Origin of the sequence: Microbacterium sp. 1262, assembly GCF_040544895.1 — a bacterium.
Classification (GTDB): Bacteria; Actinomycetota; Actinomycetes; order Actinomycetales; family Microbacteriaceae; genus Microbacterium; species Microbacterium plantarum.
Map to the genome: position 1 here is coordinate 1,496,477 of NZ_JBEPKU010000001.1, position 25,579 is coordinate 1,522,055.

Consider the following 25,579-nt stretch of genomic DNA (forward strand, 5'->3'; position numbering starts at 1 on the left):
CAGCAAGTGGCTCATGGCAGGGGCGAATCTCTGCTTGGCGGACTGGAGTTATGCCCCCGCGCGGATTCGGGATGACCCTTCGCCCTCAGCAATCGCATTCCGGGAGAGATTGGCGGGCCAGCCGCTCCTTCCAGCGCTGGAGGTAGCCGCGCGGTTCTTGTCGACCGTCAATGGTCAGCGATGATCGCCAGGCGTCACGAAGCGTTGTCCCACTCGGTAACGGCCACCCGCCGTGCAATCTCCGACCACGCAGGCCTGCGCCTACTTGCGGTTCGCGTCGGGCTTACCCTGCCCACTAGCGCTTGCGCTTGCGCTTGACCCTCCCGCGGAACCGGAGGGTCCCACCTTTGGCCGCGCTGAGTTGAGGACAGGGCGGGCCCCCTCCTGAATACGGATGAACCCGGCGCCTCCGGTGATCGCGTTCGGCGCGTCCTTGTGTTCGTCTGCCATGTCATCGCTCCTTTGGACCGCTATGCGCTCTTATCGTCGCTCGGCTCAAGCAGCCAGTCAACAACGCAGCGGTCGGTGAGCGGCACCCACAGACCGAGCGAGTCTTCGATTGGCTCCACGAACGCACCGTCGACCCCCATCTTCCACTGAGCTTCGATGAAGATGTCGCGCTCGTGAGGATAAGTGCTGATATACGAAGTACCGCCGAACCACCCGCCGTAGTACTCGCCCGACTCAGTCTTGATCCGCACGAACCGAGACGTGACGGCGCCGTAGGCCATTACGTCCCACGCGCGCGGAATCGGACGGTTGCGTGTCGCGAGCTTACGCACCGTCTTGTCCTTGCCCCTCCGGCTGACCAGCACCTTTCGGTACCGAGCGTTGATTATCCAAGCCGCTGCCGCAGGTATGAGGAGCAAAAAGAGCACGATACCCGCGCCCGTCCACCACCCTCCGAGGTTGCTCGCAGTCGTGAAGAGCCACGCCTCAGCTTTGCTCAGCCCGCCAGCTAGAGCGGATGCAATGCCCGCATAGAGGACCATGAACACGGCACTCGCGCCGAGTAGTTCGAGCAGCCGACTGGCCGCCCCGTTGTCAGGTGACCGCCATCCGACGAACCACGTCCGTACTGTGGCATAGCTGAAGCCGGGCAGCAGCATCGTGACGAACACGAGTGCTTGTGGCAGGGTCTGAGGCACGCTCACAGCCGTCACGCTATCGCTCGCCGCGTAGATGCAGCGTGATCGACGTTGCAGGAGTTTCGCGCAAACCGCCAGCAGTGCGCGAAATGCCACAGGCGCACCCACCTTGCAGGGCAGGGGGGTGACTCCCCCCTGCCCCCTCGCTTCTCTCCCGGTGCGGCATAGCGTCTGCCGGTGACTACGTATCGCCCGTTTGTTTTTCCTTAGCCACGTATCCCCCGCCGTTTCCGGGTACGAATCCCCCGCTCACCGCCCCGGTTTCGCACCGCCTACACAACGCCCCCGACCGCTCCAGGAAGAGCGCGCCGGGGGCGTTTCGTCGTTTGTAGCCTGCTAAGCGGTGAGCGCGCGCCTCGGGCGCAACGTTCCCCTGCGGCGGTGCGACCGCTTCCGAATCGTTCCTCTGCCACCGCCGCGATGGCCGCTAAGTCGCGCGGCGAGAGCACCGTCAGCGGGAAAGATGATGGCCCGCCGCTGTGCGAGTCGAGCGCCCTAGTGAGCCTCGACCATCGAGCGACAGCATCGTCTAGCACGTTGGCCCGCGGGACCGGCGTCTCGACACCGCGGACGACTCGCTCAGCGAGGTCGAAGAGCCCACCTGCGCCGCCTGCCGCCACGAAATCCTCCACAACGTCGGCCAGTGCCCGACGCCGAGCCGCCACGAGCGACGGGCACCCATCCTCACGCCGCCTCATCCGGCCCGCCCAGGTGAACGCCGCCGCCTCGATCTTCTCCCATCCGAAGTGCGCGACCGCGAGCTCGAACTCCGACATTGCACTGCCCCAATCTTGCCGCCGACCATCGGCGATGAGGATGAAGCTAGCACCCTTTTTTCCTGATGAAACCACATAAATCGACCCACGCAAGTCGACACACGCGTGAGGATCACACTTCGAGCAGCCCACGACGACTGGCGGGCGCGGATAGCATCCATCCATGTATTGGCTCTTGACTGACGAGACCAACAAGCCGCCGCGAGCAGACCAGTTCTTTATCTACGGCGGACTCATGCTCGACTCTGCCGTCGCTGGCGCGGTCGACGCTGCGGTCAGCGACGTTCGGCGCGAGTACGGGTACGCACAGGACGCCAGTTTCAAGTTCTCAGTTGGCGGCTCTGGACTCGACGCCGAGACCCACGAGGCGGCGAAACTGGCCTTGCTCGACAGGCTGCCGGAGCTCGGACTCAAGTTCGTGGCGACCGTGGTCCACTATCGAATCAAGGGCGACGCACACATCAACGCCGTGATCGAGTTGGCGATCAATACCTTGACCATGGCGTACTGGGAGTTTCTCGGGGACGAAAGACGACAGGGAATCATGCTCATCGACCGCGTCGATACCGCCCGCGGACACGATGAGTTCCGCAACTTCGCGCGACGCTTCACGGAGGGTTTGCAGTTCGACCAACGCTCGCGTCGAGTCGACGACCGCATCCTGTTGTTCGGCATGACCAACAACAACTCATCGAGGCTGAGCTCGGCGGTCGACATTGCCATTGGAGCGTTCCGTACGTGCGTCAACGCCTCAACGACTAACTCGGCTGACGACGGCACCGCGGCCACCTATTGGAGACGCCTGGACCCGCTCGTGTGGCGCCGAAACGGGCGCCGGACTGCGGGCGGCTTCCGTCCTCGCCCCGTGGATGTGCGGGCACCATCCATACGCCGCGTGTACGACAAGTTGGAGGCAGACCTTCGCAGTTGGTCCGAGTAGAGCGACCCTGACGTCGTAGTGGGAAGCTTGACGAATGAGTGTCGACAACACGACCCGCTGCGAAAAGTTGCTTTTACTCGACAGCGCATCCCTGTACTTCCGCGCGTTCTACGGCGTCCCCGACACCGTCAAGGACTCCGAGGGCCGGCCGGTCAATGCGGCCCGCGGCTTCCTCGACATGATCGCGAAGCTCGTCACGACGTACGAGCCGACTCACCTGATCGCCTGCTGGGATGACGACTGGCGACCGCAGTGGCGTGTCGACCTGATCCCGACATACAAGACGCACCGCGTCGCCGAGACGGTCGAGACCGGTCCCGACGTCGAGGTCGTGCCCGACCCGCTCGAGGCGCAGATCCCGACCATCCGCGAGAGCCTCGACGTCCTCGGCATCCCGATCGTCGGGGCACCCGACCACGAGGCCGACGACGTGATCGGCACGCTCGCGACGCGCGCGACGATGCCCGTCGACGTCGTCACCGGCGACCGCGACCTCATCCAGCTCGTGGACGACACGCGGCAGATCCGCGTCGTCTACACCGGCCGGGGCATGAGCAACCTCGATGTCCTCACGGGCGAGGCGGTCGTGGCGAAGTACGCCGTGCGCCCCGACCAGTACGCCGACTTCGCCACGATGCGCGGTGACGCTTCCGACGGACTTCCCGGAGTGGCCGGTGTGGGCGAGAAGACCGCGGCGACCCTCCTCGCCGCTCACGGCGACCTCGACGGCATCCTGGCGGCGGCCGAGAGGGGCGAGGGCATGAGCGCCGGGGTTCGCTCGAAGCTCGCCGCGGCAGCGGATTACCTCGCGGTAGCTCCGCGGGTCGTCCGGGTGGTGCGCGACCTGGACCTCGGCGCTGTCGAGGGACGCATCCGCGGCACCGATGCCGACATCGTCGCAGAGGTTGCCGATCGCCGTGGGCTGGGCGGTTCGCTCGCACGCGCGGCATCCGCACTCCGCGACCGCACCTGACTCCACCGCCGCGTTCTCAGGAGCGGGTGCGACCAGTCCACTCCCGCAGCCGGTCGAGAGGCCATGTCGTGACGATGCGATCGGCGGGAACCCCCAGCCGCTCCGCGCGCTCGGCCCCGTAGTCGATCAGCGACAGCTGCCCTGGGGCGTGAGCGTCGGAGTCGATCGAGAACAGGCACCCCGCCGCGATCGCCTGTTCGATGAGGTCGTCTGGCGGGTCCTGCCGCTCCGGCCGCGAGTTGATCTCCACCGCCACCCCGTGTTCCGCGCACGCCGCGAAGACGGGCTCCGGATCGAACTCGGACGGCGGCCTCGTCCCCCGGGAACCTTCGACCAGTCGGCCGGTCACGTGCCCGAGCACGTCGACGCGGGGATCGGATGCGGCGGCCACCAGGCGTCGCGTCATCGCCCCACGGGCCATCCGCAGCTTCGAATGCGCCGACGCGACCACGATGTCGAGGCGCTGCAGCAGCTCGTCCTCCTGATCGAGCGCCCCGTCGTCGAGGATGTCCACCTCGATGCCGCTGAGCAACGTGAACCCCTCACCGCTCATCCCGGCGACGACGTCGAGCTGATCGCGCAGGCGCTCGGGAGACAGCCCGCGGGCCACCCGGAGTCGCGGCGAGTGGTCGGTCAACGCGAGGTACTCGTGCCCGAGATTCCGGGCCGCGGCGACCATCTCGGCGATCGGGGTCGTCCCGTCCGACCAGTCGGAGTGGCAGTGCAGGTCGCCGCGGAGTCGACGTCGGAGCTCGCCGGCGACGACCACACCGCGCCGCTCCCGCAGATCCGCGAGGTATGCGGGCACCCCGCCGGCGCGGGCTTCCACGATCACGGTCAGCGTGCGATCGCCGATCCCCGGACGTCGGCGCAGCGCGGAGACGTCGTCGAGAACGTCGTTCGGCAGGTCTCGAATCGCGTCGGCAGCGGCGCGGAACGCCTTCGACTTGTACTTCGACGACCGTTCGCGCTCGAGCAGTTCGGCGATCTCGGTCAGGGCGTCGACAGGTTCCATATGCATGCCGGAGGCCCGCGCCGCGGCGCGGGCCTCGCTCCTCCCTGTTCAGCCGGAGGTGACCGCCGACCGGCGGACGACCACCGGGGCCGAGGCCAGGCGGTGAATCGCGAAGCCGAAGATGATCGACAGGATACCGACGCCCATGGCGAAGGCGGCGACGCCGAACGACACGACGGAAGTGAACAGCGACGCGCGCAGGAACGACGCGTTCATCATGGTGGCCCGGACGGGATCGTCCTTGTCCAGCTCCGCATACGTCTTGCCGCCGGACGCGTCGAGTGCGTGGTGCTGGATGATGTCCGCCTGCACGTATGCGGTGAACGGCCCAGCCACGGTCTGGCCCTGGAAGGCGGCCGCGTCTTCGGGGACGGTGATGTTCTCCGCGCGGAGCTGACCCGACACGATCGACCAGACGACGAGCCCGCCGATGATCAGCACGACTCCGCCCAGCATCCCGAGCACGCCCAGGATCTTCACGAGGCCGGCTCGGCGGACGGGCGCTTCGACCGTATCGGCGGTGGGGGTGGTGTGTGACATCGGGTCCTCCTCGGGTGCGTTGCGCCTCACGCTATGCATCCGGGCTCTCGGCGCCGTGCGCGCGATGCCGTGAAAAACCGATGTGGTCTGACCTCAACCGGCCGACGCGGAGATCCAGCGCTCCAGAGTGCCGGCAGCGGCGCCGGAGTCGAGGGCCTGCGACGCATCGTCGGCCGCCTCCGCGAGGCGCTCGAGGATCGGGCGCTGCACCTGGGCAGCATCCCGCCACAGGCGGTACGCCACGATTCCCGCCGCCGCGTTCAGCACCACGATGTCACGCACCGGCCCGGTCTCTCCGGACAGAACCCGGTGGACGACCGCGGCGTTGTGCTGCGGGTCCCCGCCCAGCAGATCCTCGATGCGCGCGAGCGGCATCCCGAGATCGCGCGGATCCAGATCGTGCTCGTGGATGTCGCCGCGGCTGACCTCCCAGATGCGGCTGTGGCCGGTCGTCGTCAGTTCATCGAGCCCGTCGTCACCGCGGAAGACCAGGGCGGTCGCACCGCGAGTGCGGAACACGCCCGTGATGAGCGGCACCCGGTCGAGGTGCGCGACGCCCACCGCGTTCGCCTCAGCGCGCGCCGGGTTGCAGAGCGGCCCGAGGAAGTTGAAGACAGTGGGGATGCCGAGCTCAGCTCGGGCCGCGCCGGCATGCCGGAATCCGGGGTGGAAGGCCGAGGCGAACGCGAAGGTGATCCCCGCTTCCTGCAGCACCCGTGCCACATCATCGGGGTCGAGCGAGAGGTCGATGCCCAGCGCGGCGAGGACGTCCGACGAGCCCGACTTGGAGCTCGCCGCCTTGTTGCCGTGCTTGACGACGGGAACGCCGGTGGCAGCCGCGACGATGGACGCCATGGTCGACACGTTCACCGTGCCGAATCGGTCGCCCCCGGTCCCCACGATGTCGAGCGCGTCGGTCGGAACGGCGAGAGGGAGCGCCGCCTCGAGGATCGCGTCGCGGAATCCGACGATCTCGTCGACGGTCTCCCCCTTGGCGCGAAGAGCCACGAGGAACCCGGCCAGCTGAGCGGGGGATGCGCGACCGGCCATGACCTCGCGCATCGCCCAGGTCGCCGCCGACACGCTGAGATCGCGCTTCTCGAGAAGGTCGGTCAGGATGTCGCGCCACGCGTACTGAGCCATGACACACGATCCTATCGGCCGGTCGTCGGGCGACTTTCGGCTGATTCTTAGGTCGCCCTAACCGCGGCGCGATCCGACCAGACCTTCAGCGATGCAGAAACCACCCTCCAGATCGGCCATAATGGATGCCGTGACGACCACTCCAGCGACGTATTCCCAGGCCCTGCGCTCGGTCAAGCGGCCGGACCCGGTCGCTGTGGGCACCATCGTGTGGCTCGGCAGCGAGGTGATGTTCTTCGCGGGGCTCTTCGCGATCTACTTCACCCTGCGCAACACCTCACCTGAGTTGTGGGCCGACCGCACCGAACTGCTGAACATCCCGTTCGCCGCGGTCAACACGCTCATCCTCGTGTTGTCGTCGGTGACGGCGCAGATCGGTGTCCACAACGCCGAGCACTTCCGCCCCTACCGGTCGGGCTCCTTCTGGAACCTCCGCAAGTGGGGAATGGTGGAATGGTTCTTCCTGACCTTCATCATGGGAGCGATCTTCGTCTCCGGCCAGGTCTGGGAGTACGCGACGCTCGTCGCCGAGGGCATGCCCATCCAGGCCGACTCGTACGCTTCCGCGTTCTACATCACCACCGGCTTCCACGCCCTCCACGTCACCGGTGGTCTCGTGGCGTTCCTCCTCGTCATCGGGCGCGCCTTCGCCGTCAAGAACTTCGGCCGGAAAGAGATGACGTCCGCCATCGTCGTGTCGTACTACTGGCACTTCGTCGACGTGGTGTGGCTCGTCCTGTTCGCCGTCATCTACTTCCTGAAGTAAACCGGAGCTGATTCACCCATGGCATCCAAGAACCCGCGCCGCAACGGCGGTCGTCGCAGCAAGTGGGCTGCCGCCGCGCTGATCGGCATCGGACTGCTCGTCACCGGCGGAGGCTACGCCGGCGCCACCGCCGCGATGGCGGCGGGCGACACGACGCAGACGGCATCCACGCTCACGGTCGAGGACGGCAAGAAGCTGTTCCAGGCCAACTGCGCCACCTGTCACGGTCTCGACCTGCAGGGCACGAACGACGGCCCCTCGCTCTACGGCGTGGGCGAGCTGTCTGTCGAGTTCCAGGTGGCCACAGGACGCATGCCGCTGCAGATGCAGGGGCCGCAGGCTCCGCAGAAGCCCGTTCAGTTCACGCAGGAGCAGATCGAGGCCATGGCGGCCTGGGTCCAGTCCGAGGCCCCCGGCCCGACCTACCCGGCTTCCGAAACGCTCGACGGTGAAGGCGACGTCTCACACGGTGCCGAGCTCTTCCGCATCAACTGCGCGATGTGCCACAACGTCGCCGGCGCCGGTGGTGCACTCACCGAAGGCAAGTACGCACCGCCGCTGACGACCACGTCGCCCCTGCACATGTACGCAGCCATGGTCACGGGCCCGCAGAACATGCCCGTCTTCAACGACATGACCCTCACCACCGAGGAGAAGCGCGACATCATCAGCTACCTGATGATGCGCCCGACCGAGAACTCGCCCGGCGGCTTCTCGCTCGGTTCGCTCGGCCCCGTCTCGGAGGGTCTGTTCATCTGGATCTTCGGCATCGGCTCGCTCGTCGCCATCTCGGTGTGGATCACCGCGAAGTCGAACTGAGAACCGTGACGATCGAAGCAACGCACAAGGAGCAAAATGGCTGACGAGAAGGCGCCCGAGCAGGTTCCTGCTTCCCCGGTGCCCTCATCGGGGCTCGCCGTAGCGGTGTCCGACCCGGTGCACAACCCCGGGCTCGCACCCCACCGCAAGCGCATGACCGACAAGGACCCCGCCGCCATGACGCGCGCGGTCCGCACGGTGTACACCCTGTTCTACCTGTCCGCAGCGGCAAGCATCTGGGCCATCGCGGCGTACCTGATCTTCCCGATCGAGAGCGGGATGATCAGCGACATCCGTCGCAATAACCTGTTCATCGGTCTGGGCATCGCGACCGCCCTCCTCGCCATCGGCATCGGCGCGATCCACTGGTCGAAGGCCGTGATGAACGACACCGAGTTCATCGAGGAGCGCCACTCGACGCGTGGCAGCGAGAAGACCCGCGCCGCGGCGGTTCAGGTCTTCGCGGACGCGAACAACGAGTCGGGCTTCGGCCGCCGCACGATGGTGCGCAACTCGCTCTTCGTCGCGCTCGCGGCGTCCGTCCTCCCGGGGATCACGCTGTTCCGCGGTCTCGCGCCGCACAGCTCGCCCGAGCACCCGCACGCGGGCGACCCGGTTCACCTGCTCAAGCACACGATGTGGGAAGAGGGCATGCGCCTGGCGCACGACCCGACCGGCAAGCCGATCCGCGCCGCCGACCTGACGCTCGGCTCCGCCGTGCACGTCATCCCCGAGTCCCTCGCGACGCTCGCGCACCACGACGGCTACCTCGAGGAGAAGGCCAAGGCCATCGTCCTCCTCATGCGTCTGCTCCCCGAGCAGCTGAACGAGGCGGATGACCGCAAGGACTGGTCGTACGACGGCATCGTCGCGTACTCCAAGGTGTGCACGCACGTCGGATGCCCGGTCGCCCTCTACGAGCAGCAGACCCACCACCTGCTGTGCCCGTGCCACCAGTCGCAGTTCGACGTGACCAACGCGGCGGCCGTCATCTTCGGCCCCGCAGCACGTCCGCTGCCGCAGCTCCCGATCACCGTCGACGACGAGGGCTACCTGATCGCACGCAGCGACTTCACCGAACCCGTCGGCCCGAGCTTCTGGGAGCGTCATTGAGCACCTCCACCCACCCCACGGAGAACGTCACGACCGCACCCGCGGTCCACGCTGACGGCCCGACCCGTCCCTCGGACAAGCCGCTCGGCGGCAAGTTCGTCGGCGGCGTCGCGAACTACCTCGACGAGCGCACGAGCATCTCGGGCCTCGTCAAGGAGCTGGGCCGGAAGATCTTCCCCGACCACTGGTCGTTCATGCTCGGCGAGATCGCGCTGTGGTCGTTCGTCGTCGTCCTGCTCTCGGGAACGTTCCTGACGTTCTTCTTCGAGGCGTCGATGGCGGAGACGCACTATTACGGCGCTTATGCACCGATGCGAGGCCTCGAGATGTCGGCGGCCATGGCCTCGACCCTCGAGATCTCGTTCGACATCCGCGGCGGCCTCCTCGTGCGTCAGCTGCACCACTGGGCGGCGCTCGTGTTCGTCGCCGGTATCGGCGTGCACATGCTGCGTGTCTTCTTCACCGGTGCGTTCCGCAAGCCGCGTGAGCTCAACTGGGTCATCGGGTTCATCCTCTTCATCCTCGCGATGGCAGAAGGCTTCACCGGATACTCCCTGCCCGATGACGTTCTGTCGGGCAACGGTCTGCGCATCATCGACGGCATGATCAAGGGCATCCCGCTGATCGGAACCTGGACGTCGTTCCTCCTGTTCGGCGGCGAGTTCCCGGGCACCGAGATCGTGGGGCGCCTGTACGCGCTGCACATCCTGCTGCTGCCGGCCATCCTGGTCGCGCTGCTCGCGCTGCACCTGATGCTGATGATCGTGAACAAGCACACGCAGTTCGCCGGCCCCGCGCGGACGAACAACAACGTCGTGGGCTACCCGATGATGCCGGTCTACATGTCGAAGATGGGCGGCTTCTTCTTCATCACCTTCGGCGTGCTGGTGCTCATCGCGGCCCTGTTCACGATCAACCCGATCTGGAACTACGGCCCGTACGACCCCTCCCCAGTGTCGGCCGGTACGCAGCCCGACTGGTACATCGGCTTCGCCGACGGCGCGCTGCGCCTCGTCCCGCCGCACTGGGAGTTCGTGCTGTTCGACCGAACCTGGTCATTCAACATCCTGGTCCCGCTCGTCGGACTCGGTCTCTTCATCGTCATCGTCATGCTCTACCCCTTCATCGAGGCGTGGGTCACCGGTGACAAGCGTGAGCACCACATCGCCGAGCGCCCGCGCAACGCGGCGACCCGCACCGCGATCGGTGCAGCCGGTGTGACCTTCTACGCCGTCCTCTGGGCAGCTGCATCGTCGGACATCATCGCGACGCACTTCCACCTGACGATGGAAGGCGTGATCCACACGCTGCAGGCGCTGCTGATCCTCGGACCGGTGATCGCGTACTTCGTCACGAAGCGCATCTGCATCGCGCTGCAGAAGAAGGACCGCGAGATCGCTCTGCACGGCTACGAGTCGGGTCGCATCGTGCGTCTGCCCGGCGGCGAGTACATCGAGGTGCACCAGCCCGTCGACGAGTACGAGCTCGTCAAGCTGGTCGACTACACCACGAACGCTCCCCTGGTGGTCCGCCCGAACGACAAGGGTCAGATCCCGTGGCATGAGAACCTTCGTGCCGGACTCTCGCGCTGGTTCTTCGAAGACCGTCTCGCGCCCCTGACTCAGGCAGAGATCGAGGCTACGCGGGCACACGCCCACCACGACCTCGAGCACATCAGCGAAGAAGAGGACGCCGAGATCCAGGGCGCCCACGAGCGCGCCGGTGTCCCGAACGCTCCGCATCAGCCCATCGATGATGGCAAGGGCGTCGAGACCGCGAACCGTCCGTCGAACATCATCGTCCCCGATGAGGATGCCGACGGCGAGGCGCCGAAGAAGAGCTGACCCGGACCTGTCCGGATTACGGCGGGGTGTGACCGATCGGTCACACCCCGCCGTTCGTCTGTCTGCGTAGCGTGTCCACCATGACTGATGCACTCGCCTACTTCACCGCCAAGCTCGAGCATGAGACGGATGCCTCCGACGTCTACGAAGCGCAGCGCGCGGACGAGCCCTTCACGCTCGTCGATGTCCGCAGCGCCGAGGCATGGGCGCAGGGGCACGCTGTCGGAGCCGTGCATCTCCCCCACCGCGAGATCGCAGTGCGCGCCGCGGACGAGATCGACCGTTCACTCGACGTCGTCGTCTACTGCTGGAGCCCCGGCTGCAACGGCGGCACCCGCGCCGCGATCGAGTTCGCCAAGCTCGGATACCGGGTGCGTGAAATGATCGGTGGCTTCGAGTACTGGGCTCGCGAGGGCTACCCGGTGGCGAACGCGCACGGTCCCCTCCCCCGGCTCTCCGACCCCCTGGTGGCCCTCGTACGCTCCTGAGCGTTCCACGGCCTCACGTCGGCCGCCTGACGTCGCGGAGGCTGACCTGGCGACCCGGCTCGCTGCAGGCGACCCCGTGCCGCCGGGTCGCCTGCAGCGGCATCCCTGCCGGCGCGTGTGCCGCGATGCAATGGTTCAGGCGCAACACCCCGTTCCGTCCGTGCCCGACACGGGGTGTCGGTGCTGTTCCATTGCATCGCGGCGTGCCCCCGCCTCCGGGCAGCCGGCACGGTGACGTTCCGGCCGGCGGGGGCTCGCTAGCCGGCCACCGAGTCATGTCGCACCAAGAACGTCATCCCCCGGGCAGCCCTGCCCGCTGTCCATCGGCCGGGCCTGGATGCAACAGAGCAGCGGCGACGCGCTGAGCCCCAGCGCTACGACGCGGCGTATTGCGGCGACGACCTTGCGTCCCGGGACAGCGATCAGCGCGGGCCTTCACACGTCGCGGGCGAGGCGCGTGAGGCGGGCGAGGCGCGTGAGGCGGGCGAGGCGCTTGAGGCGACGGTCCTACCGACGGCGCAGAAGGTCGGAAACGGCGACGGCCACCGCACCGGAGTGCGATGGCCGTCGTGCAGCGCGTGGGATCAGCGCGCGAAGTAACCGCGGTAGTACTCGTAGACCCATCCGACGATCGCCACGATGAAGATCGCGAACCCGATCGGCAGGAGGAACTGGCCGACCGCGAGTCCGATGATGAACACCGAGGCAGCGAAAGCCAGCACGAGCGGCCACCAGGACCACGGGCTGAACTCGCCGACCTCGGGGTCGCCGTCGTCGATGTCAGCGGTGAGCGAGTCCTCCGGGAGCTCGCCGCCCTGCGCCTTGTGCACGCGCGAGACGTAGAACGCGATCATCGCGCCCATGAAGCCGGTGAACAGGAGGGCGGTCGAACCGACCCACTCGATGCGGTGCCACCAGACACCCTGGTCGGTATGAGCAACGAGGTTCCACACGGTGTAGGTGATGAACACCGCGAAGAAGAACCAGGTGAGCACCCACCACAGGTTGATGTTGGTCTTCACGGCTTACTTCACCTCTCCATCGGCGACATCCACAACCGGTGCATCGGGGGCGTCCTTCGCGGGGCCCACGCCGACCGGGATGGCGGCCTCGGGGTGGTTCAGGTCGAACGCCGGCCGCTCGCTGCGGATACGCGGGATCGACGTGAAGTTGTGTCGCGGCGGCGGGCAGCTCGTCGCCCACTCGAGCGACGCTCCGTAGCCCCACGGGTCGTTGACCGTGACCTTGGGGGCGGTGCGCGAGGTGATCCAGACGTTCAGGAAGAACGGGATCATCGAAGCGCCGAGGATGATCGCGCCGATGGTCGAGACCTGGTTCTGCCACGTCCAGCCGTCAGCCGCCGAGTAATCCGCGTAGCGACGCACCATTCCGTCGACACCCAGCCAGTGCTGGATGAGGAACGTCATGTGGAAGCCGATGAACAGCATCCAGAAGTGCACCATGCCGAGACGCTCGTTGAGCATGCGCCCGGTCCACTTCGGCCACCAGAAGTAGAAGCCCGCGAACATCGCGAACACGACGGTGCCGAACACGACGTAGTGGAAGTGAGCCACGACGAAGTACGAGTCGGAGAGGTGGAAGTCGAGCGGCGGCGACGCGAGGATGACACCGGTGAGACCGCCGAAAACGAACGAGACGAGGAAGCCGAGGGTGAAGACCATGGGCGTCTCGAACGTGACGGAGCCCCGCCACATCGTTCCGATCCAGTTGAAGATCTTCACACCGGTCGGAACCGCGATGAGCATCGTCATCAGCGCGAAGAACGGCAGGAGCACAGCACCCGTGACGTACATGTGGTGCGCCCACACCGCCACCGACAGGGCAGCGATCGCGATGGTGGCGTAGATCAGCGTCTTGTATCCGAAGATCGGCTTGCGGCTGAAGACCGGGAGGATCTCGGAGACGATGCCGAAGAACGGCAGCGCGATGATGTAGACCTCGGGGTGGCCGAAGAACCAGAACAGGTGCTGCCACAGCAGGACTCCGCCATTGGCGGTGTCGTAGATGTGCGAGCCGAGGACACGGTCGGATGCCGCCGCGAAGATCGCAGCCGCCAGAACCGGGAACGCCATCAGGATCAGGATGCTCGTGACGAGGGTGTTCCACGAGAAGATCGACATGCGCCACATGGTGAGGCCGGGCGCGCGCATCGTGATGATCGTGGTGATGAAGTTCACCGCGCCGAGGATCGTGCCGAAACCGCTCATGCCCAGACCGAGCATCCAGAGATTTCCTCCGGCTCCCGGCGAGAACGTCGCGTTCGCGAGCGGCTGGTACGCGAACCAGCCGAACGACGCGGCGCCCTGCGGGGTCAGGAAGCCCGAGATCGCGATGATCGAGCCGAAGAGGAACAGCCAGAAGGCGAAAGCGTTCAGACGCGGGAAGGCGACGTCGGGCGCGCCGAGCTGCAGCGGCAGGATCGCGTTCGCGAAGCCCGCGAACAGCGGCGTCGCGAACATCAGCAGCATGATCGTGCCGTGCATCGTGAAGAGCTGGTTGTACTGCTCCTTGGTCGGCACGATCTGCATGCCGGGCTCGAAGAGCTCAGCACGGATGATGAGTGCCATCACGCCGCCGAGAAGGAAGAACATCACCGAGGCGATGAGGTACATGTACCCGATCGTCTTGTGGTCGGTGGAGGTGATCCACTTGACGATGATGTTGCCCTTCTGCTCGACGCGCGATGCGCTGAGCAGGGCCGCCTGGCGCGGCGGCAGGGTCGTGGGGCGGCCTGCGGGCTGTTCGCCCTGAAGCGGAAGTGTCGTAGCCATCAGTGGCTTCCCTCACCGGAGTCGTCGGTGACCGCGCCCGTTCCCGGAGCGTTCTGGAGGCGGTCATATGCCGTGTTGATGTCGCCGGTCTGGCCGCTCTCGCGCAGGGACTCGAGGTACTCCTCGTACTCCTGCTCGGACACGACCTTGACGTTGAACAGCATCATCGAGTGGTACTCGCCGCACAGCTCGGCGCACTTGCCGGCGTACGTTCCCTCGCGGGTGGGGACGAAGGACCACGAGTTGGTGTCGCGGTGCGGGTACATGTCCTTCTTGTAGAGGAAGTCGATGACCCAGAACGAGTGGATGACGTCGCGCGACTGGAGGTTGATCTTGACCTCCTTGTTGACCGGCAGAACGAGCGTCGGCAGCTCTGCCTGGTCGATGTCGCCGTTGGCGTCGGGCTGCGCCTGGACGCCCATCGTCCAAACCGCGTCGGAGTTGTCGGACTCGTCGCCGTTGTACTGGAAGTCCCACGCCCACTGCTTGCCGATCGCCGTGATCGAGACCTCGGGATCGTCGTACTGCGTCTCGAGGATCGATTGGTCGCGCGCCGTGAAGGCGAAGAACCCGATCACGAGGATAAGCGGCACGATCGTGTAGAAGATCTCGATCGGCATGTTGTAGCGCAGCTGGACCGGCAGACCCGTCTGACCGCGACGGCGGCGGTACGCGATCGCGGCGAAGGCCATGAGGCCCCACGTCAGCACGCCGACGGCCAGGAGCACGATCCAGGAGTTCACCCAGAGGCCCGACACCATCTCGGTGCGGTTCGTCGCCTGCGTACCGTCGTCGGTGAAGCCCGGGAGGTAGCCGTTCAGCTCCGTCGGTGTACAAGCTGCGAGGGAGACTGCCGTGACGATCCCGAGTGGGATCACGGCCCAGCGGAGGCGGCGTTTGAAGCGCACAGTGCACCTTTCCGGGACGAATGGTTCGACCTTCAGTCTAGGGCAAGCTTTCACCCTATTCAGGCCATCCATTCAGGATGTCGGAGACGGGGGATGTCGCGGGCGAGGCTCAGTGGAAGCTGTCGCCGCACGCGCACGAGCCCGCCGCGTTGGGGTTGTCGATCGTGAAGCCCTGCTCCGAGATCGTGTCCTTGAAGTCGATCGTCGCGCCGTCGAGGTAGGGCACGGACATGTCGTCGACGATGACCTCGACGCCGTCGAAGTCGACGGCCTTGTCGCCGTCGAGGAACCGCTCGTCGAAGTAGAGCTGGTAGATCAGTCCGCTGCAGCCGCCGGGCTGGACGGCGACCCGAAGACGCAGGTCGTCGCGGTTCTCCTGCGAGAGGAGGCTCTTCACCTTGAGCGCCGCCTCATCGGTCAGCGAGACGCCGTGGGCACGGACGGTGTCGGACGTGGCGATGTCGGTCATGATTCTCCCGAGGTCTCGGGCCGCGAGACACGCGGCCGGTGCCACGATTCTACGCGTGAGCACCGGCCGCGGGTCGGTCCGAGACGACGTCGTGACTGTCAGCGCGAACTGGCGTCCAACCGCTCGAGCAGCAGCGCCTCGGACACGAGGGCGTGCCGGAAGGTGTCGAGGTGGAGCGACTCGTTCGGGCTGTGGGCGCGGGCGTGCGGGTCTTCGACACCGGTGACGAGGATCTGGGCCGCCGGGAACTCCCGCACGAGGTCCGCGATGAACGGGATGGACCCGCCCACACCGATGTCCACGGGATCGACCCCGTAGCCCTCAGCGAGGGCCGCGCGAGCGTGCGCGACGGCGTCTCCGCTGGTGTCGACGAGGAACGGATTCCCGGTCTCGATGTCGCGGAAGCTCAGTTGGGCCCCGAACGGTGCATGGGCGCGCAGGTGCGTCTCGATCGCTTGGTACGCCTCTTCGGCGGACTGTCCCGGAGCCACGCGGGCGGAGATCACCACGGAAACCTCGGGACTCAGCGTGTTCGATGCGTTGCGCACGCTGGGAGCGTCGATGCCCGTCACCGTGATGGAGGGCTTGTTCCAGATGCGCGAGAGGATCGTTCCCGATCCGATCGGCGAGACACCCGGCGGGAGACCGGCCTCGGAACGGAGCGTCTCCTCCGAGTACTCCGGCGTCTCCGCGTCGCGCTCGGACAGTCCCTCCACGGCGACGCCGCCGTCGTCGTCCCAGAGCGTGGCGAGCAGCTTCACCGTCGCCAGCATCGCGTCCGGGACCGCTCCCCCGAACATCCCCGAGTGCGACGCGTGCTCGAGCGTGCGCACCGTCATCGTGAAGCGCGCGTTGCCCCGGAGCGAAACGGTGAGCGCAGGCGTGGTCGCATCCCAGTTGCCGGAGTCGGCCACGACGATCACGTCAGCACGCAGGGCGTCGGCGTTGTCGGACAGGAAAGCCGCGAAGGACGCCGACCCGGCTTCCTCCTCACCCTCGATGAAGAGGTTGACGCCGAGGTCGAAATCTTCGCCGGCCGCCTCGACGAGAGCACGCAGGGCGCCGATGTGTGCCATGACCCCGGCCTTGTCGTCGGCTGCGCCGCGACCGTACAGGCGACCATCACGGACGGTGGGCTCGAAGGGAGCGGAGTCCCACAGGGCCTCCTCGCCGACCGGCTGCACATCATGGTGCGCGTACAGGAGGATCGTCGGTCGGCCATTGCGCGCAGCGCGAGTCGCCAACACCGCCGGCATCCCCTCCTCGCCCGTCTCCGGAATGGTCGCCGTCGCCACCTCGACGCGATCGAAGATGCCGAGCCCGCGCGCCAGATCGGCGACGGCCGCGGCGCTGCGCTCCACTTCAGCCCGGTCGAATCCGGGGAACGCGACCGAGGGGATCCGCACGAGCGCGCCGAGATCGGCGAGGGCGGCGGGGACGGCGGAGAGGGCGGCGTCGCGCACAGCGACGGACCGAGGAGATTCGGAGGTCATGCGGGTAATCTTAAGAGGCACGTTCGTCGCAGAACCCGAGGATCCCCGTGGCCAAAACTCCCGCTGCCCCTGCTCCGGACGACGCCGCTCAGGCGTCGACGGGCTCCGGCAAGAACCGTCCCACCCCCAGCCGCGCCGCCCAGGAGGCGGCCCGCAAGCGCCCTCTGGTGCCGGACACCAAAGAAGCGAAGGCGCGCGCTCGCGCAGAGCTCGCCGAGCGCCGCGACAAAGCGCGTATCGGTATGGCCAACGGCGACGAGCGCTATCTGCCGATGCGCGACAAGGGACCGCAGCGTCGTTTCGTCCGCGACTACATCGACGCCGGATGGCACCTCGGCGAACTCGTCATGGGCGCGATGGTGCTCGTCATCATCGTGACGTTCCTCGGCTCGAACGCGGTGACCTTCTACGCGTTCATCGCCCTGTGGTCGTTCATCCTGCTCGTGATCGGCGACATGGTCATCACCAGCATCCGCGTGAAGAAGGCCGTTCGAGCGAAGTTCGGCGCAGAACGCATGGAGAAGGGCCTCGGCTGGTACGGCGCGATGCGCTCGATCCAGATGCGCTTCATGCGTCTGCCGAAGCCTCAGGTCAAGCGCGGCCAGCGCCCCGTCTGAGCTCGACCAGACCACGGTTGATCTGCCGTGCCCACAGGGGGCCGCGGTAGATGAACGCGGTGTACCCCTGAACCAGATCGGCGCCCGCGGCCAGCCGCTCCTGCACGTCCACCGCGGTCTCCACTCCCCCGGCTGCGATGACGCAGAAATCATCGGGGACGGCCGACCGCACCACGCGCAGCACCTCGAGCGCGCGACGGCGAAGCGGCGCGCCCGAGAGTCCGCCGGCGCCGATCTGCTCGATAGTCGCCTCGTCCGTCAGCAGGCCGTCGCGAGAGATCGTGGTGTTCGTGGCGATGAGGCCGGCCAGGCCGGCGTCGACGGCCATGCGCGCGATGGCCGTCACCTCGTCATCCGCGAGGTCGGGCGCGATCTTCACCAGCAGGGGCGTCATGCCGGCCGCATCCCGCACGGCCTCGAGCAGCGGGCGGAGCGTCTCGACCGCCTGCAGCCCGCGGAGCCCGGGTGTGTTGGGCGACGACACGTTGACGACCAGATAGTCGGCCTCGGGGGCGACCAGACGCGTGCTCGTGACGTAGTCGGCGGTGGCCTGCTCGACGTCGACGACGCGGCTCTTGCCGATGTTCGCTCCGACGATGGCATGGTTCCGGCCGCGACGCAGACGCCGGAGGCGGGATGCCGCGGCCGCCGCGCCGCGGTTGTTGAAGCCCATGCGGTTGATGAGCGCACGATCCGGAATCAACCGGAACAGCCGAGGCCGGGGATTGCCTTCCTGCGGCACAGCCGTCACGGTACCGATCTCGACGTGCCCGAAGCCGAGGGCGCCGAGCCCGCGCACCATGACCGCGTTCTTGTCGAACCCTGCCGCCACACCGAACGGCGAGTCGAAGACGAGTCCCAGCGCCTCGGTCCGAAGCGACGCGTCCGGACGGGTCAGCGCACGGGCGATGGTCGAGAAGGGCGGGACGCCGAGCAGACGGATGACCGGGACCACCAGGTGGTGCGCCGTCTCCGGCTCCATGCGCGAGAAGACGGTGCGGAAGATGAACGGATACATCGCCGTCCAGCCTAGAGCGCGCCCGACCCCTCCGATGTCCGTGCCGCGATGTGATCGGCACGCAGCTGTTCGATCGCTGCTTCGAAATCTTCGAGCGTGTCGAACGCCTGATACACACTCGCGAATCGCAGATAGGCGATCTCGTCGAGATTGCGCAGCGGTCCGAGGATCGCGAGGCCGATCTCGTTCGTATCGATCTGCGACGAACCGGTCTGGCGCACGGCCTCTTCGACCGCCTGCGCCAGTACGGCGAGGTCGGCCTCGGTGACCGGTCTGCCCTGACACGCCTTGCGGACGCCCGACATCACCTTCTCGCGGCTGAACGGCTCGATGACTCCCGAGCGCTTGATGACGTTGAGGCTCGCCGTCTCGATCGTCGAGAAACGGCCGCCGCACTTCGGGCACTGGCGCCTGCGACGGATGCTGAGGCCGTCATCGCTCGTGCGGGAGTCGATGACGCGGGAATCGGGATTGCGGCAGAAAGGGCAATGCATGACGAGCCCAGATTACGCGTCGAACCGCGCCGAGACCGCTTCGCCGTGCGCGGGAAGCTGTTCCGAGTCGGATAGAGCCAGGATGCCGTCGTGCACCGCGCGCAGCGCCTCACGGTCATAGGTGATCACCTGCTGCGATCGCAGGAAGGTCGCGGCACCGAGACCGGCGGCGTAGCGCGCCTGTCCCCCGGTCGGGAGCACGTGGTTGCTGCCGGCGAGATAGTCGCCGAGGCTCACCGGGGTGTGCGAACCGACGAAGACGGCCCCCGCGTTCACGTACTCGTCAGGACGCGGATCGCGCAGGTGCAGTTCGAGGTGCTCGGGCGCGTAGGCGTTCGAGAACGCGGCCGCAGCCGGGATGTCGTCGACGAGGACGATCGCGGACTGGGGGCCGTCCAGGGCGATCGCGACGCGGTCCGCGTGACGTGTACCGGCCGCACGGACTGAGACCCGCTCCGCCACCGCGGCGGCGAGATCGGCGGAGTCCGTGACGAGGACGGCGGCTGCCTGCTCGTCGTGCTCGGCCTGGCTGACAAGGTCAGCAGCCACGAGATCGGCGTCGGCGTCAGCGTCGGCGACGATCAGGATCTCGGTGGCGCCGGCCTCGGAGTCGGTGCCGACGACGCCCGCGACGACGCGCTTCGCGAGGGCGACGAAGTTGTTGCCCGGCCCGGAGATGACATCGACGGGATCGAGCTCGAGAGAGTCGACGCCGTACGCGAACGCGCCGATCGCGCCGGCTCCGCCCATCGCGTAGACCTCCGAGATACCGAGGAGACGTGCCGCCGCGAGGATCACCGGGTGAATACGCCCGCCGTGGTCGCGCTGCGGAGGCGAAGCCAGCGCCACCGTCTCGACACCGGCGACCTGCGCCGGCACGACGTTCATCACGACACTGGAGGGATACACCGCTTTACCGCCGGGGACGTAGACCCCGACGCGCCGGACGGGTCGCCAGCGCTGCTCGACGCGGGCACCCGGGCCGAGCTCGGTGACCCGGTCGGGCGGGACCTGAGCGGCCGACGCCAACCGCACGCGGCGGATTGATTCCTCGATCGCAGTTCTCACGGCCGGGGAGATACCCTCCAGTGCCTCATCGAGGTGTTCAGCGGGAACTCGTACCGCGTGATCTTCGACCCCGTCGAAGCGAGCCGCCTGCTCACGGAGCGAAACCTCTCCGCGAGCGGCGACATCATGCACGATCTCAGCTGCCGTAGCCAGAGCAAGCCCGCGGGCGGCTTCGGCCCGGGGAACGGCGGCGAGCAACTCGGCGGGCGTCAGACGACGGCCGCGAAGATCGATAGTGCGCATCGTTCCAGGCTAGCGCGCGCCCGCGGCGGACTCAGCCGCGCGTGACATCGCTGGTCTCGTGGAGATATCCGACGCGGCCGTCCTCGTGGCGGACCACGAAGACCTCGCCGCGATCCTCGATGACGAGGGCCCATGCCGTCGGCCCGATCCGGAAGAGCGGCGCACCCATCTCGTCGAGGACATCGCGCTCATCCGGGACGAGCGCCCAGAACGCCTGGGGCGCGGCAACGGGCTCGATGACCGTCGTCGCGCCGGTGTCGAACGGCTCCGCAGCGTCGGCCGGTGCCGACTCGGGCGCGCCGGAGGATGCCGGAGCCTCCGCGGGGACGGCGTAGCCGGCCGGAGCCGCGTAGCCGGTGTAGGCGGGGGTGCCGGCGCCTGCTGCGTGCGGAGCGCTGTGCGCCGATGCGGTGTGCGACGGGCCGGTGTGCGGGGCCGGGCGGGCGGATGCCGGCCGGGCGACGACCGGACGCGTCGCCCGCGCCACCCGGTGCGCCGGCGATTCGGGCCGGTGCGCGAAATCGTCGCCGAGAACGGGAAGGTGGGGCGCGACGACGGTGAGCACGACCCCCGCCAGAGCCAGGATCACCTCGACCCACACGACCCAGCTCGCGAGGAACACGCCGGACTGTGCGAGGCCCGCGAACGAGCTCCAGATGATCCCGAGCCACACGGTGGCGGAGACCGAGAAGGCGACCGACGCGAACTGATCGATGCCGAGGGAGCCGACACGGCGGATGCCCTGCGGCGAGAAGCGGCGCAGCAGCACCAGGAAGACCGCGACCGTGGGCACGCCGATCGTCAGGATCCAGTCGATCCCCGCGCCCCACACCGACACCCCGGCACCGAAGCGGCCGTACACGGGGAAGAACGAGCAGATGAACGCGACAGCCCAGACGCCGGCGAGAGCGACCTCGCGGATCGAGAGCGGACCCACGCCGTACTGCGGCGGCGCCTCCCCCGACGAGCCCACGGCGGACTGCGCGCCGCGCTCGTCCGAGCCGGGAAGGACCGAGGTCTGCCCGGCCACGGCGGACGCGGCAGAGGTGCCTTCGGATGACGCCGGCATCTCCGCCGCGTCGTCGACCGGGGCGTGCTCGGCGGGCTCCTCGATCACGACGGGCTCGACCGCGGACTCGTCGATCACGACCGCTGCATCCGCTGCGGGCGCGAACGCGTCCGAGGCCGCGTCGGTCTGCGCACCGTCGAAGTCGTCGGTGGCTGTGGTCTCGTGTGCCGGCTCGGCAACGCCGGGCGCTGCGTCCTCGGGACGGCCGTCGTCGGAGTGGATGTTCTTCTCGTCGGTCACGATGTTCCCTTCGTCGCGGCGGTTGCGCTGCGGTGGAATCCTACCCGGCTCAACCCAGACACTGAGGTCCCAGAAGTCCCTTGAGCTCACCGTAGAGATCGGGCGTGACGCGTACCGGATGCGGCACCTCGAACACCTTCGCCGTACCCGCCCTGTGGAGCTTCAGCGACACCTCGGTCTCACCGCTGTGACGACGCAGGACGGCCGCCAGCTCGCCGATCGTCGACTCCGTCGCACGCTGCTCCGGAAGCAGCAGCACGAGCGGCCCGGCGGCATCGAATGAACCGAGGTCGGGAGAGAACGCGGATTGGCCGTGCAGGTTCAGCCCGTCGTCGCGTCGCGACACCCGCCCTCGGACGACGAGGATCGAGTCGGCCACGAGCATGCTCTGGAACTCCGTATACGTCTTCCCCATGAACATCACGGTCACTTCACCATCGAAGTCCTCGACGGTGATCATGCCGTAGGGGTTGCCGCTCTGCTTGGCGACGCGGTGCTGCACGCTCGTGACGAGCCCGGCGACGGTGACCTGATCGCCGTCCTGGACGTCATCCGACGCCAGCAGGTCGTGGATCGAGGTGGAGGCGTGCTTGGCCAGCGGGATCTCCAGCCCGGCGAGCGGATGGTCGGACACGTAGAGTCCGAGCATCTCGCGCTCGAAGGCCAGCTTGTCCTTCTTCGTCCATTCGGGCCGCTCGGGCACCTTGGCCGGCATGACTTCCTCGGCCTCGTCGTACAGGCTGTCGAAATCGAATCCGATCGCACCGGTCGCGGCCTTGCGCTTCGCGTCGACCGCGGCTTCGACCGCGTCCTCGTGGATCTCCATCAGGGCGCGGCGGGTCGAGCCCAGTGAGTCGAACGCGCCAGCCTTGATGAGGGACTCGACGGTCCGCTTGTTCGCGACGTGGAGCGGGACCTTGGTGAGGAAGTCGTGGAAGCTGACGTAGTTGTCATCGGCCCGCGACGCGATGATGCCGTCGACGACGTTGGCACCGACGTTCCGCACCGCGCCCAGACCGAATCGGATGTCCTCGCCGACGGCGGCGAAGTATCGGATCGACTCGCCGACGTCCGGCGGCAGCACCCTGATGCCCATGCGGCGGCACTCGTTGAGGTACACCGCCATCTTGTCCTTCGAATCGCCGACGCTCGTGAGGAGTGCGGCCATGTACTCGGCGGGGTAGTGCGCCTTGAGGTAGGCCGTCCAGTACGAGACCAGGCCGTACGCAGCGGAGTGCGCCTTGTTGAACGCGTAGTCGGAGAACGGGAGCAGGATGTCCCAGAGCGCTTTGATAGCGCCCTCGCCGAAGCCGCGTTCCTTCATACCGCCCGAGAAGCCCTCGTACTGCTTGTCGAGTTCGGACTTCTTCTTCTTGCCCATCGCGCGGCGGAGGATGTCGGCCTGGCCGAGCGAGAAGCCGGCGACCTTCTGCGCGATCGCCATGACCTGCTCCTGATAGATGATCAGGCCGTAGGTCGTGTCGAGGATGTCGCGCAGCGGCTCTTCGAGCTCGGGGTGGATCGGCGTGATCGGCTGCAGGCCGTTCTTGCGCAGTGCGTAGTTCGTGTGCGAGTTCGCGCCCATGGGGCCCGGCCGGTACAGCGCGATGACAGCCGAGATGTCCTCGAAGTTGTCGGGCTTCATCAGGCGGAGCAGCGATCGCATCGGTCCGCCGTCGAGCTGGAACACCCCGAGCGTGTCGCCGCGGGTGAGCAGGTCGTAGGCCGGGCGGTCGTCGAGCGCGAGATGCTCGAGGTCGAGCTCCTCACCCCGGTTCATGCGGATGTTATCGAGCGCATCCGAGATGATCGTGAGGTTGCGCAGCCCCAGGAAGTCCATCTTGATGAGACCGAGCGTCTCGCACGAGGGGTAGTCGAACTGCGTGACGATCTGACCGTCCTGCTCGCGACGCATGATGGGGATGATGTCGAGCAGCGGCTCCGACGACATGATGACGCCGGCCGCGTGCACGCCCCACTGCCGCTTCAGGCCCTCGAGCCCGAGGGCGCGATCGAACACGGTCTTCGCCTCGGGATCGGTGTCGATCAAGGCGCGGAACTCGCTGGCTTCCTTGAACCGCGGGTGCTCCTTGTTGTACATGCCGTCCAGCGGCATGTCCTTGCCCATCACCGCCGGCGGCATCGCCTTGGTGAGCTTCTCGCCCATGCTGAAGGGGAACCCCAGCACGCGGCCGGCATCCTTCAGTGCCTGCTTCGACTTGATCGTGCCGTAGGTGACGATCTGCGCGACGCGCTCGGAGCCGTACTTCTCGGTCACGTACTCGATGACCTCGCCGCGGCGACGGTCGTCGAAGTCGACGTCGAAGTCGGGCATGCTGACACGATCGGGGTTGAGGAACCGCTCGAAGATGAGACCGTGCTCGAGAGGATCGAGGTCGGTGATGCGCATCGCGTAGGCCACCATCGATCCGGCGCCCGAGCCACGCCCGGGACCGACCCGGATGCCGTTGTCCTTCGCCCAGTTGATGAAGTCGGCGACGACGAGGAAGTAGCCCGGGAAGCCCATCTGGAGGATGATGCCCGTCTCGTACTCGGCCTGCTTGCGCACCTTGTCGGGGATGCCGCCGGGGTATCGGTAGTGGAGCCCCGCCTCGACCTCTTTCACGAGCCAGCTGTCTTCGGTCTCGCCGTCGGGTACGGGGAACCGCGGCATGTAGTTGGCCGAGGTGTTGAACTCGACCTCGCAGCGCTCGGCGATCAGCAGGGTGTTGTCGCACGCCTCGGGGTGGTCGCGGAACAGCTGCCGCATCTCCTGGGCCGTCTTGATGTAGTAGCCGTCGCCGTCGAACTTGAAGCGGTTCGGATCGTCGAGCGTCGAGCCTGACTGCACGCAGAGGAGCGCCGCGTGCGCATCGGCCTCGTGCTGATGCGTGTAGTGCGAGTCGTTGGTCGCGACGAGCGGGATGTCGAGGTCTTTCGCCAGCCGCAGCAGGTCGGTCATCACCCGGCGCTCGATCGACAGGCCGTGATCCATGATCTCGGCGAAGTAGTTCTCCTTGCCGAAGATGTCCTGGAATTCGGCGGCCGCGGCGCGAGCGGCGTCGTACTGACCGAGGCGGAGCCGCGTCTGCACCTCCCCCGAGGGGCAGCCCGTCGTCGCGATGAGCCCCTTGCCGTAGGTCTGCAGCAGCTCGCGGTCCATGCGCGGTTTGAAGTAGTAGCCCTCCATGCTCGACAGGGAGCTCAGCCGGAAGAGGTTGTGCATGCCCTCGGTGCTCTGGCTCCACATCGTCATGTGGGTGTAGGCGCCGGAACCGGAGACGTCGTCGCTCTTCTGCTCGGGCGATCCCCACGCCACGCGCGACTTGTCGCTGCGGTGCGTTCCCGGCGTCACGTAGGCCTCGAGACCGATGATCGGCTTGACGCCGGCCGCCTTCGCGGCACGGTAGAACTCGAAGGCGGCGAACGTGTTGCCGTGGTCGGTCACCGCGATCGCGGGCATGCCGTAGTCGGCCGCCGCCTGAGTCATGGCCGCGATCTTGGCTGCACCGTCGAGCATCGAGTACTCGCTGTGCACGTGCAGATGAACAAAGGAGTCGGATGCCACCAGACGAGTCTACGTTCGGGCTCGGACACCGGTCC

Annotated in this window: 22 protein-coding genes; 8 read left to right on the forward strand and 14 right to left on the reverse strand. The window is 67.2% G+C overall.

Annotation, left to right across the window (positions count from 1 at the left end; genetic code table 11):
- Positions 1-470: 470 nt before the first annotated feature.
- Positions 471-1,154: a DUF6338 family protein gene (locus tag ABIC53_RS07155; protein WP_354450869.1), complete on the reverse strand. Its 684-nt coding sequence runs from the start codon at positions 1,152-1,154 to the stop codon at positions 471-473.
- Positions 1,155-2,087: 933 nt separating this feature from the next.
- On the opposite strand from ABIC53_RS07155, the gene ABIC53_RS07160 reads away from it, so the two are divergent.
- Both ABIC53_RS07160 and ABIC53_RS07165 read left to right on the forward strand, forming a co-directional pair.
- Complete coding sequence (locus ABIC53_RS07160; protein WP_354450871.1) at positions 2,088-2,864, forward strand: hypothetical protein; 777 nt, start codon at positions 2,088-2,090, stop codon at positions 2,862-2,864.
- A gap of 34 nt (positions 2,865-2,898) precedes the next feature.
- Complete coding sequence (locus ABIC53_RS07165) at positions 2,899-3,837, forward strand: 5'-3' exonuclease (protein WP_354450873.1); 939 nt, start codon at positions 2,899-2,901, stop codon at positions 3,835-3,837.
- Positions 3,838-3,853: 16 nt separating this feature from the next.
- On the opposite strand, the gene ABIC53_RS07170 is transcribed toward ABIC53_RS07165, so the two are convergent.
- From ABIC53_RS07170 to trpD, 3 genes are all read right to left on the reverse strand, one after another.
- A complete protein-coding gene (locus tag ABIC53_RS07170; RefSeq protein ID WP_274178018.1) occupies positions 3,854-4,852 on the reverse strand; it encodes a PHP domain-containing protein in 999 nt (332 codons plus the stop codon).
- 48 nt (positions 4,853-4,900) lie between these two features.
- Entirely contained in the window at positions 4,901-5,392 is a 492-nt protein-coding gene (locus tag ABIC53_RS07175; protein WP_269266583.1) for an aromatic ring-opening dioxygenase LigA, read from the reverse strand.
- A gap of 93 nt (positions 5,393-5,485) precedes the next feature.
- On the reverse strand, positions 5,486-6,535 hold the full coding sequence (gene trpD / locus ABIC53_RS07180) for an anthranilate phosphoribosyltransferase (RefSeq protein ID WP_274177645.1): 1,050 nt from the start codon (positions 6,533-6,535) through the stop codon (positions 5,486-5,488).
- Positions 6,536-6,656: 121 nt separating this feature from the next.
- Between trpD and ctaE the strand changes: the two genes are divergently transcribed.
- The 5 genes from ctaE (at position 6,657) to ABIC53_RS07205 (ending at position 11,565) form a co-directional block, all read left to right on the forward strand.
- On the forward strand, positions 6,657-7,301 hold the full coding sequence (gene ctaE, locus ABIC53_RS07185; protein ID WP_112613998.1) for an aa3-type cytochrome oxidase subunit III: 645 nt from the start codon (positions 6,657-6,659) through the stop codon (positions 7,299-7,301).
- Between the two features lie 18 nt (positions 7,302-7,319).
- Positions 7,320-8,120, forward strand: coding sequence for a cytochrome bc1 complex diheme cytochrome c subunit (gene qcrC, locus ABIC53_RS07190; RefSeq protein ID WP_112613996.1), 801 nt, complete (start codon positions 7,320-7,322; stop codon positions 8,118-8,120).
- A 36-nt stretch (positions 8,121-8,156) separates the two neighbouring features.
- Positions 8,157-9,233, forward strand: coding sequence for a cytochrome bc1 complex Rieske iron-sulfur subunit (gene qcrA, locus ABIC53_RS07195; RefSeq protein ID WP_112613994.1), 1,077 nt, complete (start codon positions 8,157-8,159; stop codon positions 9,231-9,233).
- Positions 9,230-11,077, forward strand: coding sequence for a cytochrome bc1 complex cytochrome b subunit (qcrB, locus tag ABIC53_RS07200; protein ID WP_354450876.1), 1,848 nt, complete (start codon positions 9,230-9,232; stop codon positions 11,075-11,077). The genes qcrA and qcrB overlap by 4 nt, the downstream gene beginning before the upstream one ends.
- 80 nt (positions 11,078-11,157) lie before the next feature.
- Positions 11,158-11,565: a rhodanese-like domain-containing protein gene (locus tag ABIC53_RS07205; protein WP_269266586.1), complete on the forward strand. Its 408-nt coding sequence runs from the start codon at positions 11,158-11,160 to the stop codon at positions 11,563-11,565.
- 584 nt (positions 11,566-12,149) lie between these two features.
- On the opposite strand, the gene ABIC53_RS07210 is transcribed toward ABIC53_RS07205, so the two are convergent.
- The 5 genes from ABIC53_RS07210 to ABIC53_RS07230 all read right to left on the reverse strand — a co-directional run bounded on the left by ABIC53_RS07210 (position 12,150) and on the right by ABIC53_RS07230 (position 17,227).
- Positions 12,150-12,587, reverse strand: a complete 438-nt coding sequence (locus ABIC53_RS07210; RefSeq protein ID WP_112613990.1) for a cytochrome c oxidase subunit 4 — start codon at positions 12,585-12,587, stop codon at positions 12,150-12,152.
- A 3-nt stretch (positions 12,588-12,590) separates the two neighbouring features.
- A complete protein-coding gene (gene ctaD, locus ABIC53_RS07215; protein WP_112613988.1) occupies positions 12,591-14,357 on the reverse strand; it encodes an aa3-type cytochrome oxidase subunit I in 1,767 nt (588 codons plus the stop codon).
- Positions 14,357-15,265: an aa3-type cytochrome oxidase subunit II gene (gene ctaC / locus ABIC53_RS07220; protein ID WP_114587897.1), complete on the reverse strand. Its 909-nt coding sequence runs from the start codon at positions 15,263-15,265 to the stop codon at positions 14,357-14,359. The genes ctaD and ctaC overlap by 1 nt, the downstream gene beginning before the upstream one ends.
- A 109-nt stretch (positions 15,266-15,374) precedes the next feature.
- Positions 15,375-15,734, reverse strand: a complete 360-nt coding sequence (gene erpA / locus ABIC53_RS07225) for an iron-sulfur cluster insertion protein ErpA (protein WP_023951519.1) — start codon at positions 15,732-15,734, stop codon at positions 15,375-15,377.
- A gap of 98 nt (positions 15,735-15,832) precedes the next feature.
- Positions 15,833-17,227, reverse strand: coding sequence for a dipeptidase (locus ABIC53_RS07230; RefSeq protein ID WP_323987506.1), 1,395 nt, complete (start codon positions 17,225-17,227; stop codon positions 15,833-15,835).
- A 47-nt stretch (positions 17,228-17,274) separates the two neighbouring features.
- Between ABIC53_RS07230 and ABIC53_RS07235 the strand changes: the two genes are divergently transcribed.
- The gene (locus tag ABIC53_RS07235; protein WP_112613982.1) at positions 17,275-17,844 is read left to right on the forward strand and encodes a DUF3043 domain-containing protein; all 570 of its coding nucleotides are present in this window, start codon (positions 17,275-17,277) and stop codon (positions 17,842-17,844) included.
- Here ABIC53_RS07235 and ABIC53_RS07240 read toward each other — a convergent pair.
- From ABIC53_RS07240 to dnaE, 5 genes are read right to left on the reverse strand one after another with little or no spacing between them, the layout of a single operon-like run.
- The gene (locus ABIC53_RS07240) at positions 17,819-18,862 is read right to left on the reverse strand and encodes a quinone-dependent dihydroorotate dehydrogenase (protein ID WP_282502384.1); all 1,044 of its coding nucleotides are present in this window, start codon (positions 18,860-18,862) and stop codon (positions 17,819-17,821) included. The two genes, ABIC53_RS07235 and ABIC53_RS07240, sit on opposite strands and share 26 nt — an antisense overlap.
- Positions 18,863-18,873: 11 nt before the next feature.
- Positions 18,874-19,356, reverse strand: a complete 483-nt coding sequence (nrdR, locus tag ABIC53_RS07245) for a transcriptional regulator NrdR (RefSeq protein ID WP_269266590.1) — start codon at positions 19,354-19,356, stop codon at positions 18,874-18,876.
- Between the two features lie 12 nt (positions 19,357-19,368).
- A complete protein-coding gene (gene hisD, locus ABIC53_RS07250) occupies positions 19,369-20,667 on the reverse strand; it encodes a histidinol dehydrogenase (protein ID WP_274177640.1) in 1,299 nt (432 codons plus the stop codon).
- 31 nt (positions 20,668-20,698) lie between these two features.
- Positions 20,699-21,976: a hypothetical protein gene (locus ABIC53_RS07255; protein WP_282502382.1), complete on the reverse strand. Its 1,278-nt coding sequence runs from the start codon at positions 21,974-21,976 to the stop codon at positions 20,699-20,701.
- Positions 21,977-22,025: 49 nt separating this feature from the next.
- Positions 22,026-25,544 carry a DNA polymerase III subunit alpha gene (dnaE, locus tag ABIC53_RS07260; protein WP_269266593.1) on the reverse strand — a complete coding sequence of 1,173 codons (3,519 nt, stop codon included), beginning with the start codon at positions 25,542-25,544 and terminating at the stop codon, positions 22,026-22,028.
- Between the last annotated feature and the right edge of the window lie 35 nt (positions 25,545-25,579).